The sequence below is a fragment of the Kribbella catacumbae DSM 19601 genome (assembly GCF_000372465.1).
Taxonomy (GTDB): Bacteria; Actinomycetota; Actinomycetes; order Propionibacteriales; family Kribbellaceae; genus Kribbella; species Kribbella catacumbae.
The window spans coordinates 44,275-61,534 of sequence record NZ_AQUZ01000044.1 but is presented as its reverse complement, the minus strand read 5'-3'; the positions used below and the strand labels follow the sequence as shown (position 1 = coordinate 61,534).

Here is a 17,260-nt window from a genome sequence, read left to right as displayed (position 1 = left end):
GCTGGACCGGGGTGAACTCACCCGTCGTCCCGGCGTGTCCCGGCGTGTTCCGGTGGCTGGAGCGCCACCTCGCACTCTCGGTGCTTGATACCGCCACGTTCCGTCAGGTGGTACGTCGCCGCGGCCGGCGCACAGCTCGGTGACCCTGTGGTTTTCCCCAGGGTGGGGTGGGGCTGGCACCAGGGTGAACTCGGTGGCTTCCTGCATGGTGGCGGGTGCCTTCCTTAACGAAAGCTGAGACCCGTAGCCAGCAATCGGCGTCGGGCCGGGCTGGGAGGGTGCGTCCAGAGGCGGGCGCAGAGGGGTAGGAACCACCATGTCCAGGTCCACATCCAGGGGACAACTCACGGTCCGGATCGCTCGATGGAGTGCCACCCATCCGTGGCGGGCGATCGCCATGTGGGTGGCCGTCGTCGTGGCGTGTTTCGCACTCGGCTCGGTCACCGGGACCAAGGAGGCGAGCAACGAGGGTGACATCGGCGAGGTGACCCGCGCCGACGCCATCGTCGACTCCGGCAACTTCCCCGACCACGACGTGGAGAGCGTGCTGATCACGCCGCACTCCGGAGCTCTCGACCAGACCGAGGCCACCAAGGTGGCCGGCGTGGTGACTGAGCGGATGCGCGCCCTCGGTGGGGTCGCGGAGGTCGCCAAGCCCATCCTGTCGCCGAAGAAGGACGCGCTGATCGTCCGCGTCACACTGAAGGACGGTAAGGACGACAACCGGGTCCAGCCGCTGCTCGACGCCACCGCGAAGGTGCAGCAGGAGAATCCGGGGATCAGGGTCGAACAGGTCGGCGGCGAGTCGATCGGCAAGGCCCTGGACGAGACGCTCGGTGAGGACTTCAAGCGCGCCGAGATGTTCAGCCTGCCGGTGACGCTTGCGATCCTCTTGATCGCGTTCGGCGCCCTGATCGCGGCCACCGTGCCGTTGCTGCTCGCCCTGTCGGCCGTCGTTGCCGCGATCGGCCTGGCCGCGGCGGTCTCCCAGCTGATACCTGCGGTCGACGCGGTCAACAGCGTCATCCTGCTGATCGGTATGGCCGTCGGCGTCGACTACTCACTCTTCTACCTCCGCCGGGAGCGTGAGGAACGCGCCAAGGGCCGCGGTCACGTGGACGCGGTCGAGATCGCGGCGGCGACCTCCGGCCACGCGGTAGTCGTCTCCGGAATCGCGGTGATCATCTCGATGGGCGGGCTGTTCCTGGCCCAGGATGCGGTGTTCTCTTCCTTCGCCGTCGGATCGATCATGGTCGTCGCCGTTGCGGTGGTCGGCTCGCTGACCGTACTGCCGGCGCTGCTCGCCAAGCTGGGCCGCTGGGTGGACCGCCCGCGCGTCCCGCTGGTGTGGCGCCTCACCGCCAACAAGTCGAACCCGCGCTTCTGGCCGACCCTGCTGAAGCCGGCCCTGAAGTACCCGGTCGCAACGCTGCTCGTCTCGGTCATCGCTCTGCTCGCCGTGGCGTCACCTGCTCTGGGGATGAACCTGAAGTTCCCGGGGACCGAGGACCTGCCGCGTGACACCGCGGTGATGAAGGCCTACGACCGGCTGACCGCGGCTTTCCCGAGCACCGGCACCAGCCACGAGGTCGCAGTACGGGCTCCGGCCGACCAGCAGCCGGCTGTGAAGGCCGCGCTCGCCGAGCTGACCGAGCGGACCCAGTCGGACAAGCTGTTCGCGCAGGACGGGCTTGAGGAGCCGCAGGTGTCGGCGGATGGCACCGTGTCGGTGTTCGAGGTTGCAACGCCGTACGCAAGTGGCAGTGACGAAGCGCGCGAGTCGTTGACCAAGCTGCGCACGGAGTTGATGCCGCAGACCTTCGGCAAGGTGCCGGGTGTCGAGTACGCGGTCGGTGGGATCGTGGCGGGTGATGTCGACTACGCCGCGCACACCAGGGAGAAGCTGCCGCTGGTGATCGGGTTCGTGCTGCTGCTGACGATGATCGTGATGATGGTGACGTTCCGGTCCGTGGTGGTCGCGGTCACCGCGATCGGGCTCAACCTGCTCAGCGCCGGCGCGGCGTACGGAGTGGTGACGGCGGTCTTCCAGAACACCTGGGCCGAGGGCATCCTCGACTTCCGGTCCAACGGAGCAGTCGTGTCGTGGCTGCCGCTGTTCCTCTTCGTGGTCCTGTTCGGGCTGTCGATGGACTACCACGTGTTCGTGGTCAGCCGGATCCGCGAGGCCGTACTGCGCGGCGTCCCGACCAAGCAGGCCGTCGCCGAGGGCATCACCGGTTCGGCGGGTGTGGTGACCAGCGCGGCAGCCGTCATGATCGGCGTCTTCGCGGTCTTCGCCACCCTGAGCACGCTGGACATGAAGCAACTCGGCGTCGGCCTGGCGGTGGCGATCCTGATCGACGCGACCATCATCCGCGCCGTCGTCCTGCCCAGTGTGATGACGCTCCTGGGCGACGCCAACTGGTGGGCCCCCAAATGGCTCCGCGGCAAGCAGCCCAAGCACGCAGTCACCACCACCCCAGCCCCCGAGGAAGACCGAGAACTCACCCCCGTCGGCTAACCCCAGCACCACCCAAGCGCCCCGCCCCGGGACCTCCCGGGGCGGGGACCTTGCTCGCTCGCCAGAAGCAAAAGCCGGAAGCAACAGGCGCCAAGGTCGTGGGTACGGACACGCTGCCGCGAGCCTCTTTCCTCGTCCGTGCCACTTGATGGGCTTCGATACCTGGAGCTGTTGAAATGTGCAAGATGCGGGCTGGGGGGAAAAGCTGCAACTTATTGAACCGCTGTTCCTCTTTGAATGGTGATGCCCGTCACCTTGCCCGGCGGTGGGGCGCTGGACTTCAAAGAGCCGGGCGGCCTTGGCGCCGAATCTCCTTCAGGGGTTGACGAATCCGCTCATCCCCCGCGAGACATCGACCTGCATCGGACGGTGTCTGCATGCCTTGACACGTCAGTGCATCTGCTGCAATGTCTACGCGGATACAACGCGCGACAGTGCATTTCGCTCTGGTCATCGATGATCGGAGCGGCCGCGAATTCTGGGGGAGGGGATCTTGGCAGACCGCGCATCGCTGGTCCTGATCGGACCGTCGGCGAACATTGTCCGGGTAGCGCGGAAGCTCGACGTCGATCTGATCATCGTCGACCACACCGCCCGGGATCTGACTTCTTTGCTTCGTCCGCTCCGCGACCAGTTCTTCCTCTTCGACTATCGGCAGTACTTGCCGCCCGAGCTCGCCCGTTTCGGTCAGCTGCTGCAAGCGACCGTGCATCCGTCTGCCGTGGTGTCCATGACAGAGCAGGGACTCGTCTGCGCCGCAGAGCTTTCCGAGCTGCTCGGTACGCCGGGCACGCCGCCGACCGTCGTCAACGCGATGCGGGACAAGGCCGCGATGCGAGCTGTGCTGGCGCAGTCGGCACCGCGGCTGACCGTGGCTACCGCGTCGGGGGACGATCGCGCGGCCGTCGGCCGGCTGCTGGGCGCTCACGGATCGGTCATCGTCAAGCCGCCCCTGGGCACGGCCAGCGACGGGGTCCGGCGGGTGCGTTCGCTGGATGAGTTCGACCGGCTCGACCCCGGCCTGCGCCGCGGTGCCCTGGTCGAGGCTTACGCCGAAGGCGTCGAGGTGAGTGTCGAAAGCCTCAGCGAGGAAGGGAAGCACGCCGTCGTTCTCATCGTCGAGAAGCGGCTGGGCGAGAACTTCGTCGAGATCGGCCATGTCACGCCGTCGCCGTCGCTGTCCGAGCAGCAGTGCGATCGGGTCCGGCAGGCGGTCACGGACCTGCTGGACGCCCTGGACTACCGAGACGGCCCAGCGCACAGCGAGCTGATCGTCCAAGGCGAAGAGATCGTAGTGGTCGAGACTCACAACCGGCCGGGCGGCGATGGCATCGCGGATCTGGTCTCGGCGACGACCGGTCTTGACTGGCGGTTGGCCTGCCTGGGCTGGCCGTTGGGACGGCAACCGCAGCCGGACGAAGTCCGCTCAGAAGCGGCCGCGATCGTCTTCTTCACCGCAAGTCCAGGTGTGGTGACCTCTCTGGAAACGGCGCCGCCGTCGATGCCGGAGGTCGCCTGGGACTACTGGACCGTGACACCGCAGATCGGTGACGTGGTCGGGCCGCTGCTGAGTTCGGCGCACCGACTTGGGTCCGGGCGGATGATCGGCTCGCGGCAGGCCGTGACGATGACCTTCGAGCAGGTGCTGGCAGCCCCGGCGATCACAACGGAGAGCCCGTGAAGACCGTGCTGATCAACCGGCACCGGCTCGGCTGGACGGCCGGTGCGCAAGGCAGCTACCTGCCCGTCGCAGCCTCCGACCGGGTGCTGCTCACTCGTACCTTCGCCGGCGGGCTCGACGGCTGGACGGCTGAAGCGTTCCCGGACGTGACCGTGTGCGATATGAGGAGCTCATCCCGGGTCGAGGCTGCGGCCGACTGGCTGATCTCCAGCCGGGGCGCCGGGCGGCTGGTGGCCATTCACGAGAAGGACATGCTGCTGGCGGCGGCCCTCCGCGAGCGGTTCCGCCTGCCCGGTCTCACGGTGGACGAGACGATGCCTTTCCGCGACAAGCTGCTGATGAAGCAGCTGCTGGTTGCCGCCGGCTACGAGTCTGTCCCCGGGTTCCGGTCGCTGACCTCGGCGACGCGGGTGGCCGAGCTGCCCTGGGCCGGACCGACAGTGGTCAAGAGCCGATGGGGCCTGGGCGCCTCGGACGTGCGGATCGTCCACGACGACGCGGAACTGTGGAGTGCCGTCACCGATCTCCGCCTCGACCTGGGCGACCTGGAGGTCGAGGAGTTCGTGCCAGGCCGAATGGTGCACTGCGACTCCATCATCCAGAACGGCCAGGTCACTTTCTCCTCGGTCGGCGAGTATCTGCAGGCACCCGGCCGGTTCCGCGACGAGAGCCACCAAGGCAGCGTTCTGGTGACCGAGGGCCCGCTGGCAGCGATCGTCCAGACCCACAACGAGACTGTTCTGAGCGCGCTCGGCGCCCGGGACGGAGTGAGCCACGTCGAATTTTTCGTGGCCGATGACGGCACACCGACCTTCTGCGAGGCGGCCATCCGGCCGGGCGGCGGTGGCATCGACGAACTGGTCCGCCGGCAGTACGGGATCAACCTGATCGAGACCGCTGTCCAGTTGCAGATGGGCCATCCGGTCACGTTGCCGGATCCGATCACACCCGACCCAGGCGTCCACGGCATCATCGGCGTCTTCCAGAACGTCACCGACCGGGACCTGCAGCCGGCTCTGGAGGCGGTTCTCCCTGGCCTGGTGGCCTACCGGCGGTACGAGCTGGCAGGCGCGGCACGGCACGCCACTGACTACGGACACACGATCCTGCTCCGGGGCGAGAACCGGGCCGACTTCGACAGTCAACTCAAGACAGCGCTGGCTGTGCTGAACCAAGCGAGGGGCGTAAGTGATCAGTAGTCGCAGAGGGCATTCGGACCAAGGAGTCGTTCGCGTTCTGGTGATGTCGTCGATCATGTCGAAGGTCGCCGACTACGGACTGCTGCTGATTGCTCCGCTGGCGGTGCTGGCCGCGACCGGCTCTGTCGCAAGTTCCATCTTCACGGTGGCTTTGCGCGGCGTGGCCTACGCCGGGTCACCCTTGATCGGCTCAATGATCGACCGCTTCGACCGGCGGACGGTGTACTTCGCCTCCCAGGTGCAGCAGGGCACGTGTATCGCCGTCGCGGCGGTGTTTCTCGATCAGCAACTTGTCGTGGCGCTGATGCTGCTGCTGTCCGGGTTCGGTGGTGTCGCCAGCACGATCACCGGACAGTTCGTACTGATCCCGCAGTTGGTCAGCAGCGAGCGACGGACCGAGGCTGTGGCCAGCGTCGCCTCGGCGATCGAGTTCGCCAAGGTGGCCGGTTTTCTCGGGGCGGGCGCGGCACTGACCGCCGTACGGCCGGGGATCTCGGCCGGACTGGTCGCCGCGACCTACTTCGCCGCCGGGCTCATCAGCCTCCTGCTGCCGACCGTGCGGCTGCAGCGGGATCGTAGTGGGGTCTGGGCAGACCTGAAGATCGGCTTCGCCTGGCTGGCCAAGCCCGATATCGCCTGGCTGGTCACCACCATGGCCGTGTCCAACCTCGCTCTGGGCGGGCTCGGTTCGGTCCTGGTGACGACGATGGGCGATGACGGCGCAGAGCCGCTGACCATCTCAGTGACGCTGACGCTCGGCTTGCTGCTGGGTGCCTTCGGTGCCAAGTTGGCCCCGCGCACGCTGGCCGGTTGGAGCCTGCGGCAGCGGATCCTGGTCTTCCAGGTGGCGGCCGGCATCGGTTTCGCCGTCATCACACTGGAGCTGGGGCACTGGGTGCTGATCGCCGCCTACGCCGTGATGTCCTATGCGCTGGGCCTCAGCAACGTGGTGTCGATCTCGTTCCGGCAGGACGTCATCCCCTTGCCGCTGGCCGGTCGCGTCAACAGCGTGATCCGGATGTTCATCGCGGGTGCGAACCCCCTGTCCGGCCTCATCTACGCGTTCGCCGTGAAGAATCAGCTCTGGATCTGGCTGCCCGCCCTGGTGCTGGAGATCGCCAGCCTGCTGATCTGGGCCGCCTACACGATGATGAACCGGAACGAGCACGAGGACGTATCGCAGCCGAGTCAGTGACCGCGCACCCGGCCGGTCACTGACCGATCAGCTGCGATCCGCGGCGGACTGGTTGCCGTACCAGATCACCTGCTCCGTGAACCCTCCACGCCGGCTGCGCTTGTCGGCCGCGATGGCCAGCAGCGCGTCCCGGTCGACGCCTTGCTGGTCTGCCGCGGCGAAACAGACCTCGACGAGATCTGCCAGTTCCTCGACCTTGCCGGACTCGAGGAACTCACCGAGTTCTTCGGAGAGTTTCGCCTCGAGATAGCCGCGGTAGCGATCTCCAGCCACCTTCTCGGTCAACGGCTCCAAACCGGCCTTCCGGATGATGGCCGGAATGTGGTCGCGGACCAGCTTGCCGGTGGTGGGTGGCGCAGCTACAGGCGTGGTAGCAAGGATCGCCTGCCGTCCGGCGACGAACCGCGCCACCGCCACTGCGTGCGGCGAGCAGGACACATAGGTCAGGCCGAGCTCGAGCAACGCCGCCAGGGATCCGGGATCACCCGTGTGCTCACCGCAGACCGCGATAGGAATGTCTGGACGAGCCGTCCGGGCCAGCTCGACGCAGAGCCGGATCAGGCGGCCGACTCCGGCGTCGTCGAAGTCGACGAAGGGGTCGGTGCCGAGGATGCCCTCCTGGCGGTAGTGCTCGAGGAAGCCGGCGTGGCCGTCGTCGCGGGACAGGGCAAGGGTGAACTGGGTGAGATCGTTGCTGCCGATGCAGAGGAAGTCGGCGTCGGTGGCCAGTTCGGCCGCGCCAAGGGCGGCGCGAGGGATCTCGATCATCGCGCCGATGGCCGGACGCGTGCCGTGGCCACCGGTCTCGTCGGACCAGGCGTTCTCGATCAGTTTCCGCGCCCGCCGGAACTCTTCCGGGAACGAGATCATCGGTACCAGAATGTTGGGCGGGTTCGTCGGTGATCCCGCCCTGATGATGGCCCGTACCTGAGCGCTGCCCAGGTCGCGGTCCACCAGCAGGTCACGCACCCCCCGGGCACCCATCACCGGGTTCACCTCCGGGCCGTCGCCCGGCCGGCCGGCGCGGTCGTCCTTGGGATCCAGCAGTTCGTGCTGAGCGATGTCGAGGAGCCGGATCGTCACGGGCTTGCCGCCCGCGGCGGCGACAACCTCGCGCAGTCGGTCCGTGAGTACATCGGTCAGCTCGCCGATCAGCGCTGTGCGCTCCGACGGGTCGGTCGCCGCGGAGACCCGGCGCAGCAACGGGAGATGGCCACCCGTGGTCAGCACATGCTCGATCCGGCAAAGCCCGACGCCGGCGGCACCCGCCCGCATCGCCGTGGCCACCTGATCGCCGCTGTCGGCGTTGGCCAGCACGGCCACGTCCGCGGCTGCGTCCGCCCATTCCAGTAGATCGTCGAGAACTGGCAGCTCCTGGGTCGTGACGGCGACCTCACCCGCTAGCAAGAGGCCGCCGCGGCCGTCCATGGTGATCCGGTCATGTCGGGCCACCGCCGTGTCGTTGATCCACAGCACTCCGGCGGCCGGATCCAATCGGGCATCACGCAACCCGGCGATCATGGGGATGCCCAGTCCCTTGGCCACCACCGCGGCGTGCGATGTCGCCCCGCCTCGCAGGGAGATCAGACCGGTGAGCTGCAGACTCACCGCGATGTCCTCCGGCCGGAGATCGTCGACGACCAGGATGCACAGCTCGCCTTCAGCGCTGACCCGGGCCGCCTCCTCGGCGTGGAACACCACCTTTCCCCGACCGATTCCTGCCGAGACGCCCAGGCCGGTACCGAGCACGGTGTGTGCGGTGGGGTCCAGAGTCGGCACCAGGCAGGCTTCCACCTCTGCCGGATGGACGGCCCGCATCGCCTCGACCGTGGTGATGACCCCCTGCCCGGCGAGGGACTGAACAGCGACCAGATGTGCCCGCGGCTGAAGCCGGGCCGGTCGGGCGCGAACCACCCGTACCTTCCCGTCGGTCGCCTCGAACAGAAATTCAACTGGAGCGCTGTGTTCGGTCTGCAGCTCGACAGCGGCGTCGACCAGCCCCTGCCACAGGCCGGGGGCCCGGGTAGACAGCCCGTGCAGAGGTGCTGCCTCGTGCCAGCCGGCGACGTCCTCGCTGAACGGAGCAGCCAACCAGCGCCCGGTGAGCCCGGCCGCCCCGGTTTCGACGTCGTGACTGGCACACCAACCGCTGATCATGACAAAGCCTTCATCCGACGACTTCTCCTCTGGTGTGGGTGGGAATGTCTCAGCCACGGAACGCACTCTGCCGGCTCACCAACAAGGCCGAGGCGCCCGCAGTACGCGGCGGTGTGGGCCCGTCCGTCACCGGGACCAGGCCGGCGCAGGCCGCTAGGTGCCGAAGTTCCTCGCTGTCGATGCCGCGCTGGAAGGTGCGGCGGCCCGGATGGGACCAGTAGCCATCACCGACCGGGGCCCAACTCTTCGCCTTGGCTTTGGCCTCGATCTCAGCCACCGATCTGGTGACGAGCAGCAGCAGTCCGTCGCCGGCGAGCCGCTCGGCCGCCCGCCGGACTGCTTCGAGGCGTTGAGCCGCACCGGTGATCGTGTTGAGGACGAAGACCATCGTGACGATAGCGAACTCTCCGGCCGGAGCCGTGGCCGCGCCGAACTCGGGTGCCGGGTCGTAACCGACGGCGGGAACGTTGCCGGCAGCGTAGTACCGGACGTCCTCGCCGTGTCCACAGCCGAAGTCGAGGATCGGCCCCGGCCGGTCCGGGCCGATCAGGTCGTTTCGTACCCACCGGGCCCACGGGGAAGCGGTGCGGCGCCGGATTGCTGTGCGGGCAGGTATTGCCGTCGGCGCGACGTCCGACGCGACACCTCCGGCCGGCCCGGTCAACGGCACGCTGACGACGACAGCAGAATGATCGGTGAAGGCTGCCCGCGGCCGGTGGTCGTAGGTCGCGAAGGTCCAGCCGGCTCGCTTCCGCTCGACCAGCGCGAGGTCGCAGCGGAAGGCAGACCGACCGGCCGGCAGTTGCCGCTCGAAGGTGAACTCCGGCGGATCCGTCGCCAGCAGGTCGACCAGATCGGCCTTGCCCAGGAGTCCGGCCAGCGCGGCTCGCTCAGCAGCGCTGGTGAACTTGCTCGGTTGGTCGCCATAGCGGCCGTCAGCCGGTCGAGGAGCCAGATTGAAATCGCCCATCACCACATCGGCTCCCGGTGCCGCCGTCATCGCCGCCAGTTGCCGGGCCCGCTCCTGACCGGACGACGGGGCGAGGTGGACGTTGCGCAGCCTGGTTCCGCGTACGTCGACCGTCTGCTGCCAGGTGTCCAGATCGGTGACGGCCACCCCGCTCCGGTCCCGGGTCCACACAGTGAGGGATCGCTCGCCCGTCACCTGGTGATAGCCCGACACAGCGGCGGGCTCACGTCGCTGTGGTGCCACTGTCTCCTGCAGCAGCAGGACGTCCGGGCTCAACGCGGCCAGCCAGGTGTGGAAGGCCGCTCGCCGGGCTGGGACCGCCAGTCCCCGGTTCAGGTTGAGGCTGGCGACCAGAAGGCGCGAGGTCACCGCCAAGCCAACTGGTCGACAACCTTCGCCGCCAGTTCGGCCGGAGTGAGGGCACCGGGCTGGATGCAGCGCCATTGCCCGTCGGCCGCCAGTTCACGGTAGAAGGCAGCGACCTTCGACTGGTACCCGACGAAGCCATCATTGGCGCCGTCGCGCTGGTGTTCGCCGAGCTCGCCACGAGTGAAAGTGCCCTTGCGAGCCGAGGCGACGGCGGGATCGACGTCGAGATAGACGACCTCGGTCGGCTGGCCGACGCCGCCGAACACCTTCTCGAAGTCCTCCAGCCGGTAGCCGGTGTTGATCGTCATCCGGGCGAAGAACTTGAAGTACCAGTTGTCGGTGACGACGGTGCGACCCGACTGGACCGCGGGCTGGATGACCGCCTCGTGCACGGCGGCGAAGTAGGCGGCCATCAGGCGGACCCAGTGCTCGTCGCCGAGCAGGTGGATGGGCTGCTGATCGGCGTCGTCCCAGATGAGCCGCCCCAATGCCGCCAGATGATGCTGGACGTAGGGATCGGCATCCACCGGAACGGTCTTCTTCTGGAACAGCACCACGTCTGCTCCGCGGTTCCGCAGTTCCTGCGCGACCGCCCCGGACAGCGTGGTCTTGCCGGAGCCGTCGATACCCTCGAATGACACGAACACGTTATTCCGTTCCTCTCAGCGGCCCGAAGCGGTGCTGCCCCACGGCCTTTCTCTGGCCCCGCTCGACCAGCGGTATCAGGCGATCGAGGCAGCGCCGGCAATCATCCCAGCTGGTCTCCCGGCCGAATCCGATGCGCATCGTCGACCGGCTCTGGGTGCGCGAGAGACCGATGGCGATCAGGACGTGCGAAGGTTCGGAGCGTCCACTCGTGCAGGCCGAGCCCATCGCCAGCCCGAGCTCGGGATCGGCTCGCAGGATCTCGTCGACCTCCACCCCCGGAAAAGTGATGCTCAGGTTGCCTGGCAACCGCAGGCTCGGATGCCCGTTGACGATGCTATCCGGGAGGGCGGTCCGGACCTCGCTGACGAACCGGTCCCGCAGTGCGGCTACCTGGACCGCATCCGTACTGCGACGGGCCCGGGCCAGTTCGGCGGCGGTGCCCAGACCGACGATCCCCGGAACGTTCACCGTTCCCGGACGTAGGCCCGACTCACCCGATCCCGGCCCGTTGCGGAGGCTGCTGGACTGCCGCACGTAGAGCGCGCCGACTCCCTTGGGACCGTAGAACTTGTGCGCCGACAGGGAGGCCAGGTCGACGCACAGCGCCTCGACGTCCACCGGCAGGCTGCCGGCCGACTGAGTCATGTCCGAGTGCAGCAGCACGCCCCGGACCCGGCAGATCCGGCCGATCTCGCCGATCGGCTGGACAGTGCCGATCTCGTTGTTGGCGTGCATCACGGAGACCAGCCGGGTCCGCGTGGTGATGGCTGCTGCCACCGCCGACGGATCGACCAGGCCGGTCGAGTCGACCGGAAGCCGGGTGACGTCATGGCCTGAGCGTTCGAGCTCCGCGGCCAGGTTCAGGATCGACGGGTGTTCGATGGCCGAGATGATCAGATGAGCCGGCATCGGACCGCTGAACAGGGTTCGCAGGACGAGAGCGTTGCTCTCGGTTGCCCCCGAGGTGAACGCGATCTCCCCTGGCAAGGCCGCCCCGATGAGAGCGCCGACTTGGTGCCGGGCGGTCTCGACCGCAGCCGCCGCCGTCCGGCCGTGGACATGGCGGGAGCCCGCGTTGCCGAAGTGATCGGAGAAGTAGGGCAGCATCGCGTTGAGGACCCCGGCGTCGACCGGAGTCGTTGCCTGGTAGTCGAAGTACAGTGCACTCTGCTGTTCCAGATCAACCACGGCCATATTTGTGACTCCCGTCGACGATGTCCCAATAGATCTGCCGACCGGTGCCCAGGTCGGACCAGCCGGTGGCCACGCAGTTCCAGTCCTCTTGTGGCAGGGCAGCCACGATCGAGAACGCGTCCCGGTGCCAGTCGGGCAGGCACCGCAGCGCCGAGGCGAGATCGAACGGCTCGAAGAGATCGCGATAGCCCTGGTCCCAGAGCCAGGCCCTCGCCCGTTCTGCTGCCGTGCCGGTGCCTGACCGCGCGTCGGCCGGCAGGCAGTGACGCCCGACGAAGTCCAGCCGCCGCTCGATGCGGTCGTCGTCGGACAGCGTGACCACGGTGACCGTGACGTCGTGCGGCCAGAGTGGTTCGGGCCGGTCCCAGTCGATGTTGCGCACTTCGACCCGCGCGTGCGGCTGCAGCCCGGTGCGGGCCAGGTCGGCCAGGTCGAATCCCGCACCCAGCAGTTCGACAGTCAGCTGACCGCCGTCCGGGCCCTTACCGATCGACCGGTCGATCCTGATCATCGCCGTCGACGCGTTGGTGAAGCGGTTGGTCGGTTCGAGCAGCAGCACGGCCCGGCCGTCGGCCAGGGCCGGCTCCGCCCAGGCGATCGCCTCGGGAACCGGCAGGGTGAGGCCGCCCCGGCGGTAGGACACCGCTTCGACCCCACCGTCCGACCGGACCATCACTGACTCGGTACCGAGCCGCCGCGCGAAGCTGTTGACGACGGAGGCAAGCTGGTCTCGGTCGGCCGGAGCGATCAGGCAGGCGTTCAGCACCGGGAGACCCAAGGACCGCATGAAGCACTGGGTCGACCACTTCGGCCAGCGCCGGTCCTGCCCCAGCCGCCGGCACTTGGCCAGGCTGAGCTCGGACAGCACCGGAGCGGCCAGAACCTCAGCGGTCGCCATCACTGCTGTCGGCCGAGGCCAAGGTCACCTGACCGACCAGGGCGTCATAGGTCTGCTTGCGCTCGGCTTCGAAGGGGTGATCCCGCCAGTCCCACTCCTCGGGGCGGCCGTGGATGTCGGCGCAGACCCGACGGACCCACTGCCTCGGGAAGCCCACGGCCGGCCAGGCGTAGTGAACGTCGGGTGCCGGGGAGACGTAGACGTACGCCTCCTCGACGGAGGCCAGACAGTCGGCGAGGTTGTCGAAGGCCAGCCGCGGCCCGCCCACCTCGACATACTGCTTCACCACCAGATCGGGATCAGGCACCGGGATCAGGTGAAGGTGGGCGTGGTCGCAGCAGCCGGCCCCGAGGTCGCATTCCCGCGGTCCGTGCTCGGCCACGATCATCGGGCCGTAGCGGTCGTTCAGCGACCTCCGCAGCTCGTCGATGTCCGCCGAGCAGGAATCCAGCGCCTTCGCCTCGAGATCGGCGAAAGCCAGTGTGTGCTCTTGCGGCATGTAGAGCAGGTAGCCCTCGGTCAGGCAGCCGATCGTCGGCAGTACCACCCGGTCTGCCGTGCGGCCGACGATCCAGGTCTTGGCCGTCGGCTCGGCGAACTCGTCACAGAACGCGCAGTCGATCACTTGGCACTCCCCACCACGGCCCGGCCGAAGAACTCGGCTGCGTACTGGCTGCCGATGTGCTCCTCGGCGCCATAGAAACGATGGTTGTACCGCTCACCGATGGACCCGTCGCCCACCTGGTACAGGATCACTTTCGCGACCGGCATGCCCGGCCGGAGTACAACGTCGCTGGGGCCGGCGTTGAACATCTCGACGGTCAGTACGCCGTTGAAGCCGGAGTCGACGATCGGGGTGTCCAGATGGACGGTGAGGCCCAGCCGTGCCATGTGGCTCAGACCGCCGATGAAGCCACCGACTCCCTCGGGCAGTGCCATCGGCTGGCTGGCATGGAACAAGGCGAGCTCGCCGCGCCGCAGCGTGAAGGATTCCCAGCCCACCTGGGTCTCGCCGTACATCGCGTCGATCTGTGCCTGGTCGGTCAGATCGACGACCGCGGGCGCGGTCGGTGCCATCGGCTGTACCCGGTCGCCCAGCCGCAGCAGCAACGAGTCGCGCCGAAGCTCTCCGGCCCACCCCAAGCGACCCTGGTCGATGTAGGTCCGCACTGTCGATCCGTCGAGGAACACTGTCTGCCGCTCCCTAGCGTTGTGGTCGTCGGTCGTTGACTCGCCCTTTTCGGGGCGTCGGTTGCCGCGGATCTGCTCGGCGGTCAGCAGTCGGTGGATCGCTTGGTCGTCACCCAGGAAGTACTGGTCGATCTCCCGGTTCTCGGCGCTGCCGAAACTGCCCAGCGCCTGGTGCACCCGCACGTCGTCGAACTCCTGGATCCGGCGCCGGATGGCGGTCCTGGCCTTGAGGCCGCCGCGGTCCGGAGCGTCGAAGGTGGCCCGCGCCTGGGCCACGACGGTCAGGACCGGACCGAGGTTGCGGCTGTTGCGCCGGACGTGGTGCGGGGAACTGAAGTTGAAGAAGAAGCCCACGCCGGCGAACCAGAAGTTCCAGTCCGGGTGATCCGGGTCGGTCGGTGCGTCGGCCGGCCAGGGCTGCGGATCGATCTGGCGTAGGTGCAGGAGCAGATCCGTGGCGAATCCCCGATCGGCGTCGAGGTCGTCGAGGCCGGGACAGTCGACGAAGACGATGCCGATGGCCTCCGGGTCGGCCTGGATCCGTTCGGCCAGGTCGAGCAACGCGGCACCGGCCCCGGCCAGGCACTCGGCCCGGTCCCCGCGGGCCACCGCCAGCAGCAGTTCGCCACGGTCCAGCGGCTGCCGGGCGAAGATGCACGGGAACCCGCGATCGCGCACGGTCTGCGCCAAGGTGTTCACCAGGGACCGCAGCAACGGATCGGCGTGGCCTGAATCGTCGACGATCTCTGCCACCGAGCAAAGCGGACCCGGTCGTGCCAATGGTGTGCTGTTGATCACTGTTTGAATCGCCTCACTAACTCAGATCATCAACCCGCTTCGGACCTGGCCGACGACACCGCGGTGTATTCGGCGGAGCCGAACCTGAAAACGCCCACACGTCGATCGCCAGGTGCGCAGGGGGACTTGTTTCACAACGATCCAGTGAGTTGGGCGGCGCGCCGAAATGATCGGTGCACGAGCATTCCGGCCGATTTCCCCGGTCTACCGCAGAGCCCCCGACAACGCCTCACGACCCCTGCCTCTGCGAGTCCGTTAGGCCAACGTGTGCAAACGAATTCTCGTTCGGCGACGGAGCTTACGAAGCTGTTTGCGACCCCGTCAACACCAATTCACTTGCAGGTTGTTGCAGTAGACTCCTCCGGGTGGCTCGGCTACAGTCCTCGACCAACGCGCTCGGTCCGGGGAGGAAATCGTGAGAACGCAGTGAAGGCGGCATCGCCTATACGTCACCGGGTCGGCATTTGGCATTTCACTGAGGAAAGCGATTGTCAAACGCCGCGCATTGGCAAGTCGCCAGTGGATCGGACCGGACTGATCGCCCCGCAGCCGGGAGGCAGGCCGTGCTGATCACCTTTGAAGGCGTCGACGGCTCGGGCAAGACGACGACCGCGTCACTGGTCGCCGGGCGGCTGACCAGCGCCGGGGTGCCGACCAGGTTGATGGCCAAGCGGACACCCCTGCTGCAGGACGAGTTCGCGCGCGTGCAGTTGACCGCCCTGGCCCGGCAGATCTGGGGTCGTCCGAAGAATGCACCGCTCGTCGACCTCGGACCGGACTACTGGCTGCACCTGAACGCGGCCTATTTCGCCGGCCTCCATCGTGCGCTCACCACCGAGCTCGGATCGGCCGGCGTCGCCGTGTACGACAACTGGATCCACAAGTTCGTCGCCCGCATCGCGACTGGCGACGATCTGCCGCTCGATCGCGCGCTGACCGTGCTCGACGCGCTTCCCCGCCCGGATCGGGTCTTCCTGCTAGATGTACCGCCGGCCGTGGCCGCCGCGCGTAAACCCGTGATCACCCTGGCCGAGCGAGGCGGACTGCAGCCCGGCGACTGGACCTTCGAGAGTTTCCAGAGCGCGGTCCGCTCGAATCTGCTGCGGATGGCCGACCACCTGGGCTGGACGGTCATCGTCCCCGGACAACGAACGCCCGATGAGATCGCTGACGAGGTAGCAGCGGATGTCATGTCGATGGTGAGCCAGCGGCTCACCATCAGCAACAGCTGAGAGGAATCACATGAACGCCGATACAAGCAAGACCACCTGCTACCTCGTGCTGGGCGACGCAAGCCGGCAGTACGCGCTCCGCCCGCGGCCCGAAGTGCCGCTGGTCGTGGCGGAACTCATGACCCGCGCGGAAGGTCCCGCAGCCGTCGAGTATCTGTCCCGGGGCGAGACGCGCACCGACCGAATCGCGGTGCTGTCGGACGATTTCACGGTGCAGGACATCGCTACGCCGGATCAGCCGGTGCCGATCTGGGACGGCGTGATGCTGGCGGACGAGTTCTGCCGCCTACTGCCGTCCGGGACCGCGGCCGGCTGGACGTCCGACCTGGCGCCCATCATGGTGGTGCGGATCCCGGCCGACGATCTGGTCGAGGTGCTGATGTCCACTCGCGTCCGGGCGATCGGGACCACCTTCACCCGCGTCGGACGCCTGCCCGCGGCCGGCGCGAGCTTGAGCGAGCTGGTGCGAGCGGCCTTCTCGGTGGCACCCCAGTTCCACGGCCAGGTGGCGACGGAGTGGCAGGACTCCACCCGGTTCGAGGAGGAGACCGAGATCGAGGTGAAGTTCACCCTGCGTTCCCCAGTGTCGATCTGGGGACTGGCCTCGGACCTGACCACCCAGGTCGGAGGTGTCGAGCTGCCTGGGTTCATCCCGGACGTCGGCAACGAGTTGCAGCGCTGGGAGGGAGCTCTGCAGCTGTGTGAAGTACTGGCACCTGCGTCCCAGGTCGGGTACGTGGCTCTCCAGGAGCAGCCCACCGGCCATTATCTGAAGTACAAGGTGTTCGACGAAGACTCCCTGCGCCGACAGGAGACCTCGGTCCGGCTGGACACGATCCCGACCGACGTCCTGGTCGAGTTGCTTGCCCAGCGGCACCCGGAGTACGAGGTGCGTGCACTCCCTAGCTACACCCGGACGAAGTTCGACGTGAATGTCGAGTCGTCGGCGACCGGGCACTTCTTCGGGATCGAGGTCGACGAGGTGAATCTGGTCGACAGCGATCACCAGCTGCGGCAGCTCGAGATCGAGTACCACCGGTCGCGCGTCCACGACGGCCTCGACAGCTCATTGATCATCCCTGAACTGATGCGTCTTGCGACCCTGGTGGAGTCCTACCTGCGGCGGCGGGAGATCACCTTCGACCGCACGTTCTACTCGAAACTGTCCTTCCTGCGCGACTGCGTCACGGACAGCGCTGCCGTGTAG

Annotated in this window: 13 protein-coding genes; 6 read left to right on the top strand and 7 right to left on the bottom strand. The window is 67.6% G+C overall.

Going from position 1 to position 17,260, the window contains the following annotated elements; all coding sequences use genetic code 11:
* Nucleotides 1-316 precede the first annotated feature (316 nt).
* The 4 genes from A3ES_RS0133505 (at nucleotide 317) to A3ES_RS0133490 (ending at nucleotide 6,596) form a co-directional block, all read left to right on the top strand.
* On the top strand, nucleotides 317-2,521 hold the full coding sequence (locus A3ES_RS0133505; RefSeq protein ID WP_026163449.1) for an MMPL family transporter: 2,205 nt from the start codon (nucleotides 317-319) through the stop codon (nucleotides 2,519-2,521).
* A 493-nt stretch (nucleotides 2,522-3,014) separates the two neighbouring features.
* The gene (locus A3ES_RS49325; protein WP_020391219.1) at nucleotides 3,015-4,202 is read left to right on the top strand and encodes an ATP-grasp domain-containing protein; all 1,188 of its coding nucleotides are present in this window, start codon (nucleotides 3,015-3,017) and stop codon (nucleotides 4,200-4,202) included.
* A complete protein-coding gene (locus tag A3ES_RS0133495) occupies nucleotides 4,199-5,401 on the top strand; it encodes an ATP-grasp domain-containing protein (protein WP_020391218.1) in 1,203 nt (400 codons plus the stop codon). The genes A3ES_RS49325 and A3ES_RS0133495 overlap by 4 nt, the downstream gene beginning before the upstream one ends.
* A gap of 43 nt (nucleotides 5,402-5,444) precedes the next feature.
* Complete coding sequence (locus A3ES_RS0133490) at nucleotides 5,445-6,596, top strand: MFS transporter (RefSeq protein ID WP_020391217.1); 1,152 nt, start codon at nucleotides 5,445-5,447, stop codon at nucleotides 6,594-6,596.
* A 27-nt stretch (nucleotides 6,597-6,623) separates the two neighbouring features.
* Here A3ES_RS0133490 and A3ES_RS0133485 read toward each other — a convergent pair whose 3' ends face one another.
* Genes A3ES_RS0133485 through A3ES_RS51780 form a run of 7 tightly spaced genes read right to left on the bottom strand, consistent with a single transcriptional unit; the run spans nucleotide 6,624 to nucleotide 14,776 of the window.
* The gene (locus A3ES_RS0133485) at nucleotides 6,624-8,810 is read right to left on the bottom strand and encodes a putative PEP-binding protein (RefSeq protein ID WP_157630886.1); all 2,187 of its coding nucleotides are present in this window, start codon (nucleotides 8,808-8,810) and stop codon (nucleotides 6,624-6,626) included.
* The gene (locus A3ES_RS0133480; protein ID WP_020391215.1) at nucleotides 8,803-10,092 is read right to left on the bottom strand and encodes a methyltransferase domain-containing protein; all 1,290 of its coding nucleotides are present in this window, start codon (nucleotides 10,090-10,092) and stop codon (nucleotides 8,803-8,805) included. The genes A3ES_RS0133485 and A3ES_RS0133480 overlap by 8 nt, the downstream gene beginning before the upstream one ends.
* Nucleotides 10,089-10,733, bottom strand: coding sequence for a dTMP kinase (locus A3ES_RS0133475; RefSeq protein ID WP_157630885.1), 645 nt, complete (start codon nucleotides 10,731-10,733; stop codon nucleotides 10,089-10,091). The genes A3ES_RS0133480 and A3ES_RS0133475 overlap by 4 nt, the downstream gene beginning before the upstream one ends.
* A 7-nt stretch (nucleotides 10,734-10,740) precedes the next feature.
* Nucleotides 10,741-11,934 (bottom strand): cysteine desulfurase family protein, encoded by a 1,194-nt coding sequence (locus A3ES_RS49320; RefSeq protein ID WP_020391213.1) that lies wholly within the window; start codon nucleotides 11,932-11,934, stop codon nucleotides 10,741-10,743.
* A complete protein-coding gene (locus tag A3ES_RS49315) occupies nucleotides 11,921-12,832 on the bottom strand; it encodes a hypothetical protein (protein ID WP_020391212.1) in 912 nt (303 codons plus the stop codon). Before A3ES_RS49315 ends, A3ES_RS49320 begins: the two co-directional genes overlap by 14 nt.
* Nucleotides 12,819-13,457 carry a hypothetical protein gene (locus tag A3ES_RS0133460; protein ID WP_020391211.1) on the bottom strand — a complete coding sequence of 213 codons (639 nt, stop codon included), beginning with the start codon at nucleotides 13,455-13,457 and terminating at the stop codon, nucleotides 12,819-12,821. Before A3ES_RS0133460 ends, A3ES_RS49315 begins: the two co-directional genes overlap by 14 nt.
* Nucleotides 13,454-14,776 (bottom strand): YqcI/YcgG family protein, encoded by a 1,323-nt coding sequence (locus A3ES_RS51780; protein WP_020391210.1) that lies wholly within the window; start codon nucleotides 14,774-14,776, stop codon nucleotides 13,454-13,456. The genes A3ES_RS0133460 and A3ES_RS51780 overlap by 4 nt, the downstream gene beginning before the upstream one ends.
* Nucleotides 14,777-15,384: 608 nt before the next feature.
* Between A3ES_RS51780 and A3ES_RS0133450 the strand changes: the two genes are divergently transcribed.
* Together A3ES_RS0133450 and A3ES_RS0133445 are read left to right on the top strand one after the other, a co-directional pair.
* Entirely contained in the window at nucleotides 15,385-16,053 is a 669-nt protein-coding gene (locus tag A3ES_RS0133450; RefSeq protein WP_020391209.1) for a dTMP kinase, read from the top strand.
* A 10-nt stretch (nucleotides 16,054-16,063) separates the two neighbouring features.
* Nucleotides 16,064-17,260, top strand: a complete 1,197-nt coding sequence (locus tag A3ES_RS0133445; protein ID WP_020391208.1) for a hypothetical protein — start codon at nucleotides 16,064-16,066, stop codon at nucleotides 17,258-17,260.

Bases quoted from the DNA above. Each gene is read 5' to 3' on its own strand.
- A3ES_RS0133505 (WP_026163449.1), top strand. From the start codon at position 317: ATGTCCAGGTCCACATCCAGGGGACAACTCACGGTCCGGATCGCTCGA.
- A3ES_RS0133490 (WP_020391217.1), top strand. From the start codon at position 5,445: ATGTCGTCGATCATGTCGAAGGTCGCCGACTACGGACTGCTGCTGATT.
- A3ES_RS49320 (WP_020391213.1), bottom strand. From the start codon at position 11,934: ATGGCCGTGGTTGATCTGGAACAGCAGAGTGCACTGTACTTCGACTAC.
- A3ES_RS49315 (WP_020391212.1), bottom strand. From the start codon at position 12,832: ATGGCGACCGCTGAGGTTCTGGCCGCTCCGGTGCTGTCCGAGCTCAGC.
- A3ES_RS0133445 (WP_020391208.1), top strand. From the start codon at position 16,064: ATGAACGCCGATACAAGCAAGACCACCTGCTACCTCGTGCTGGGCGAC.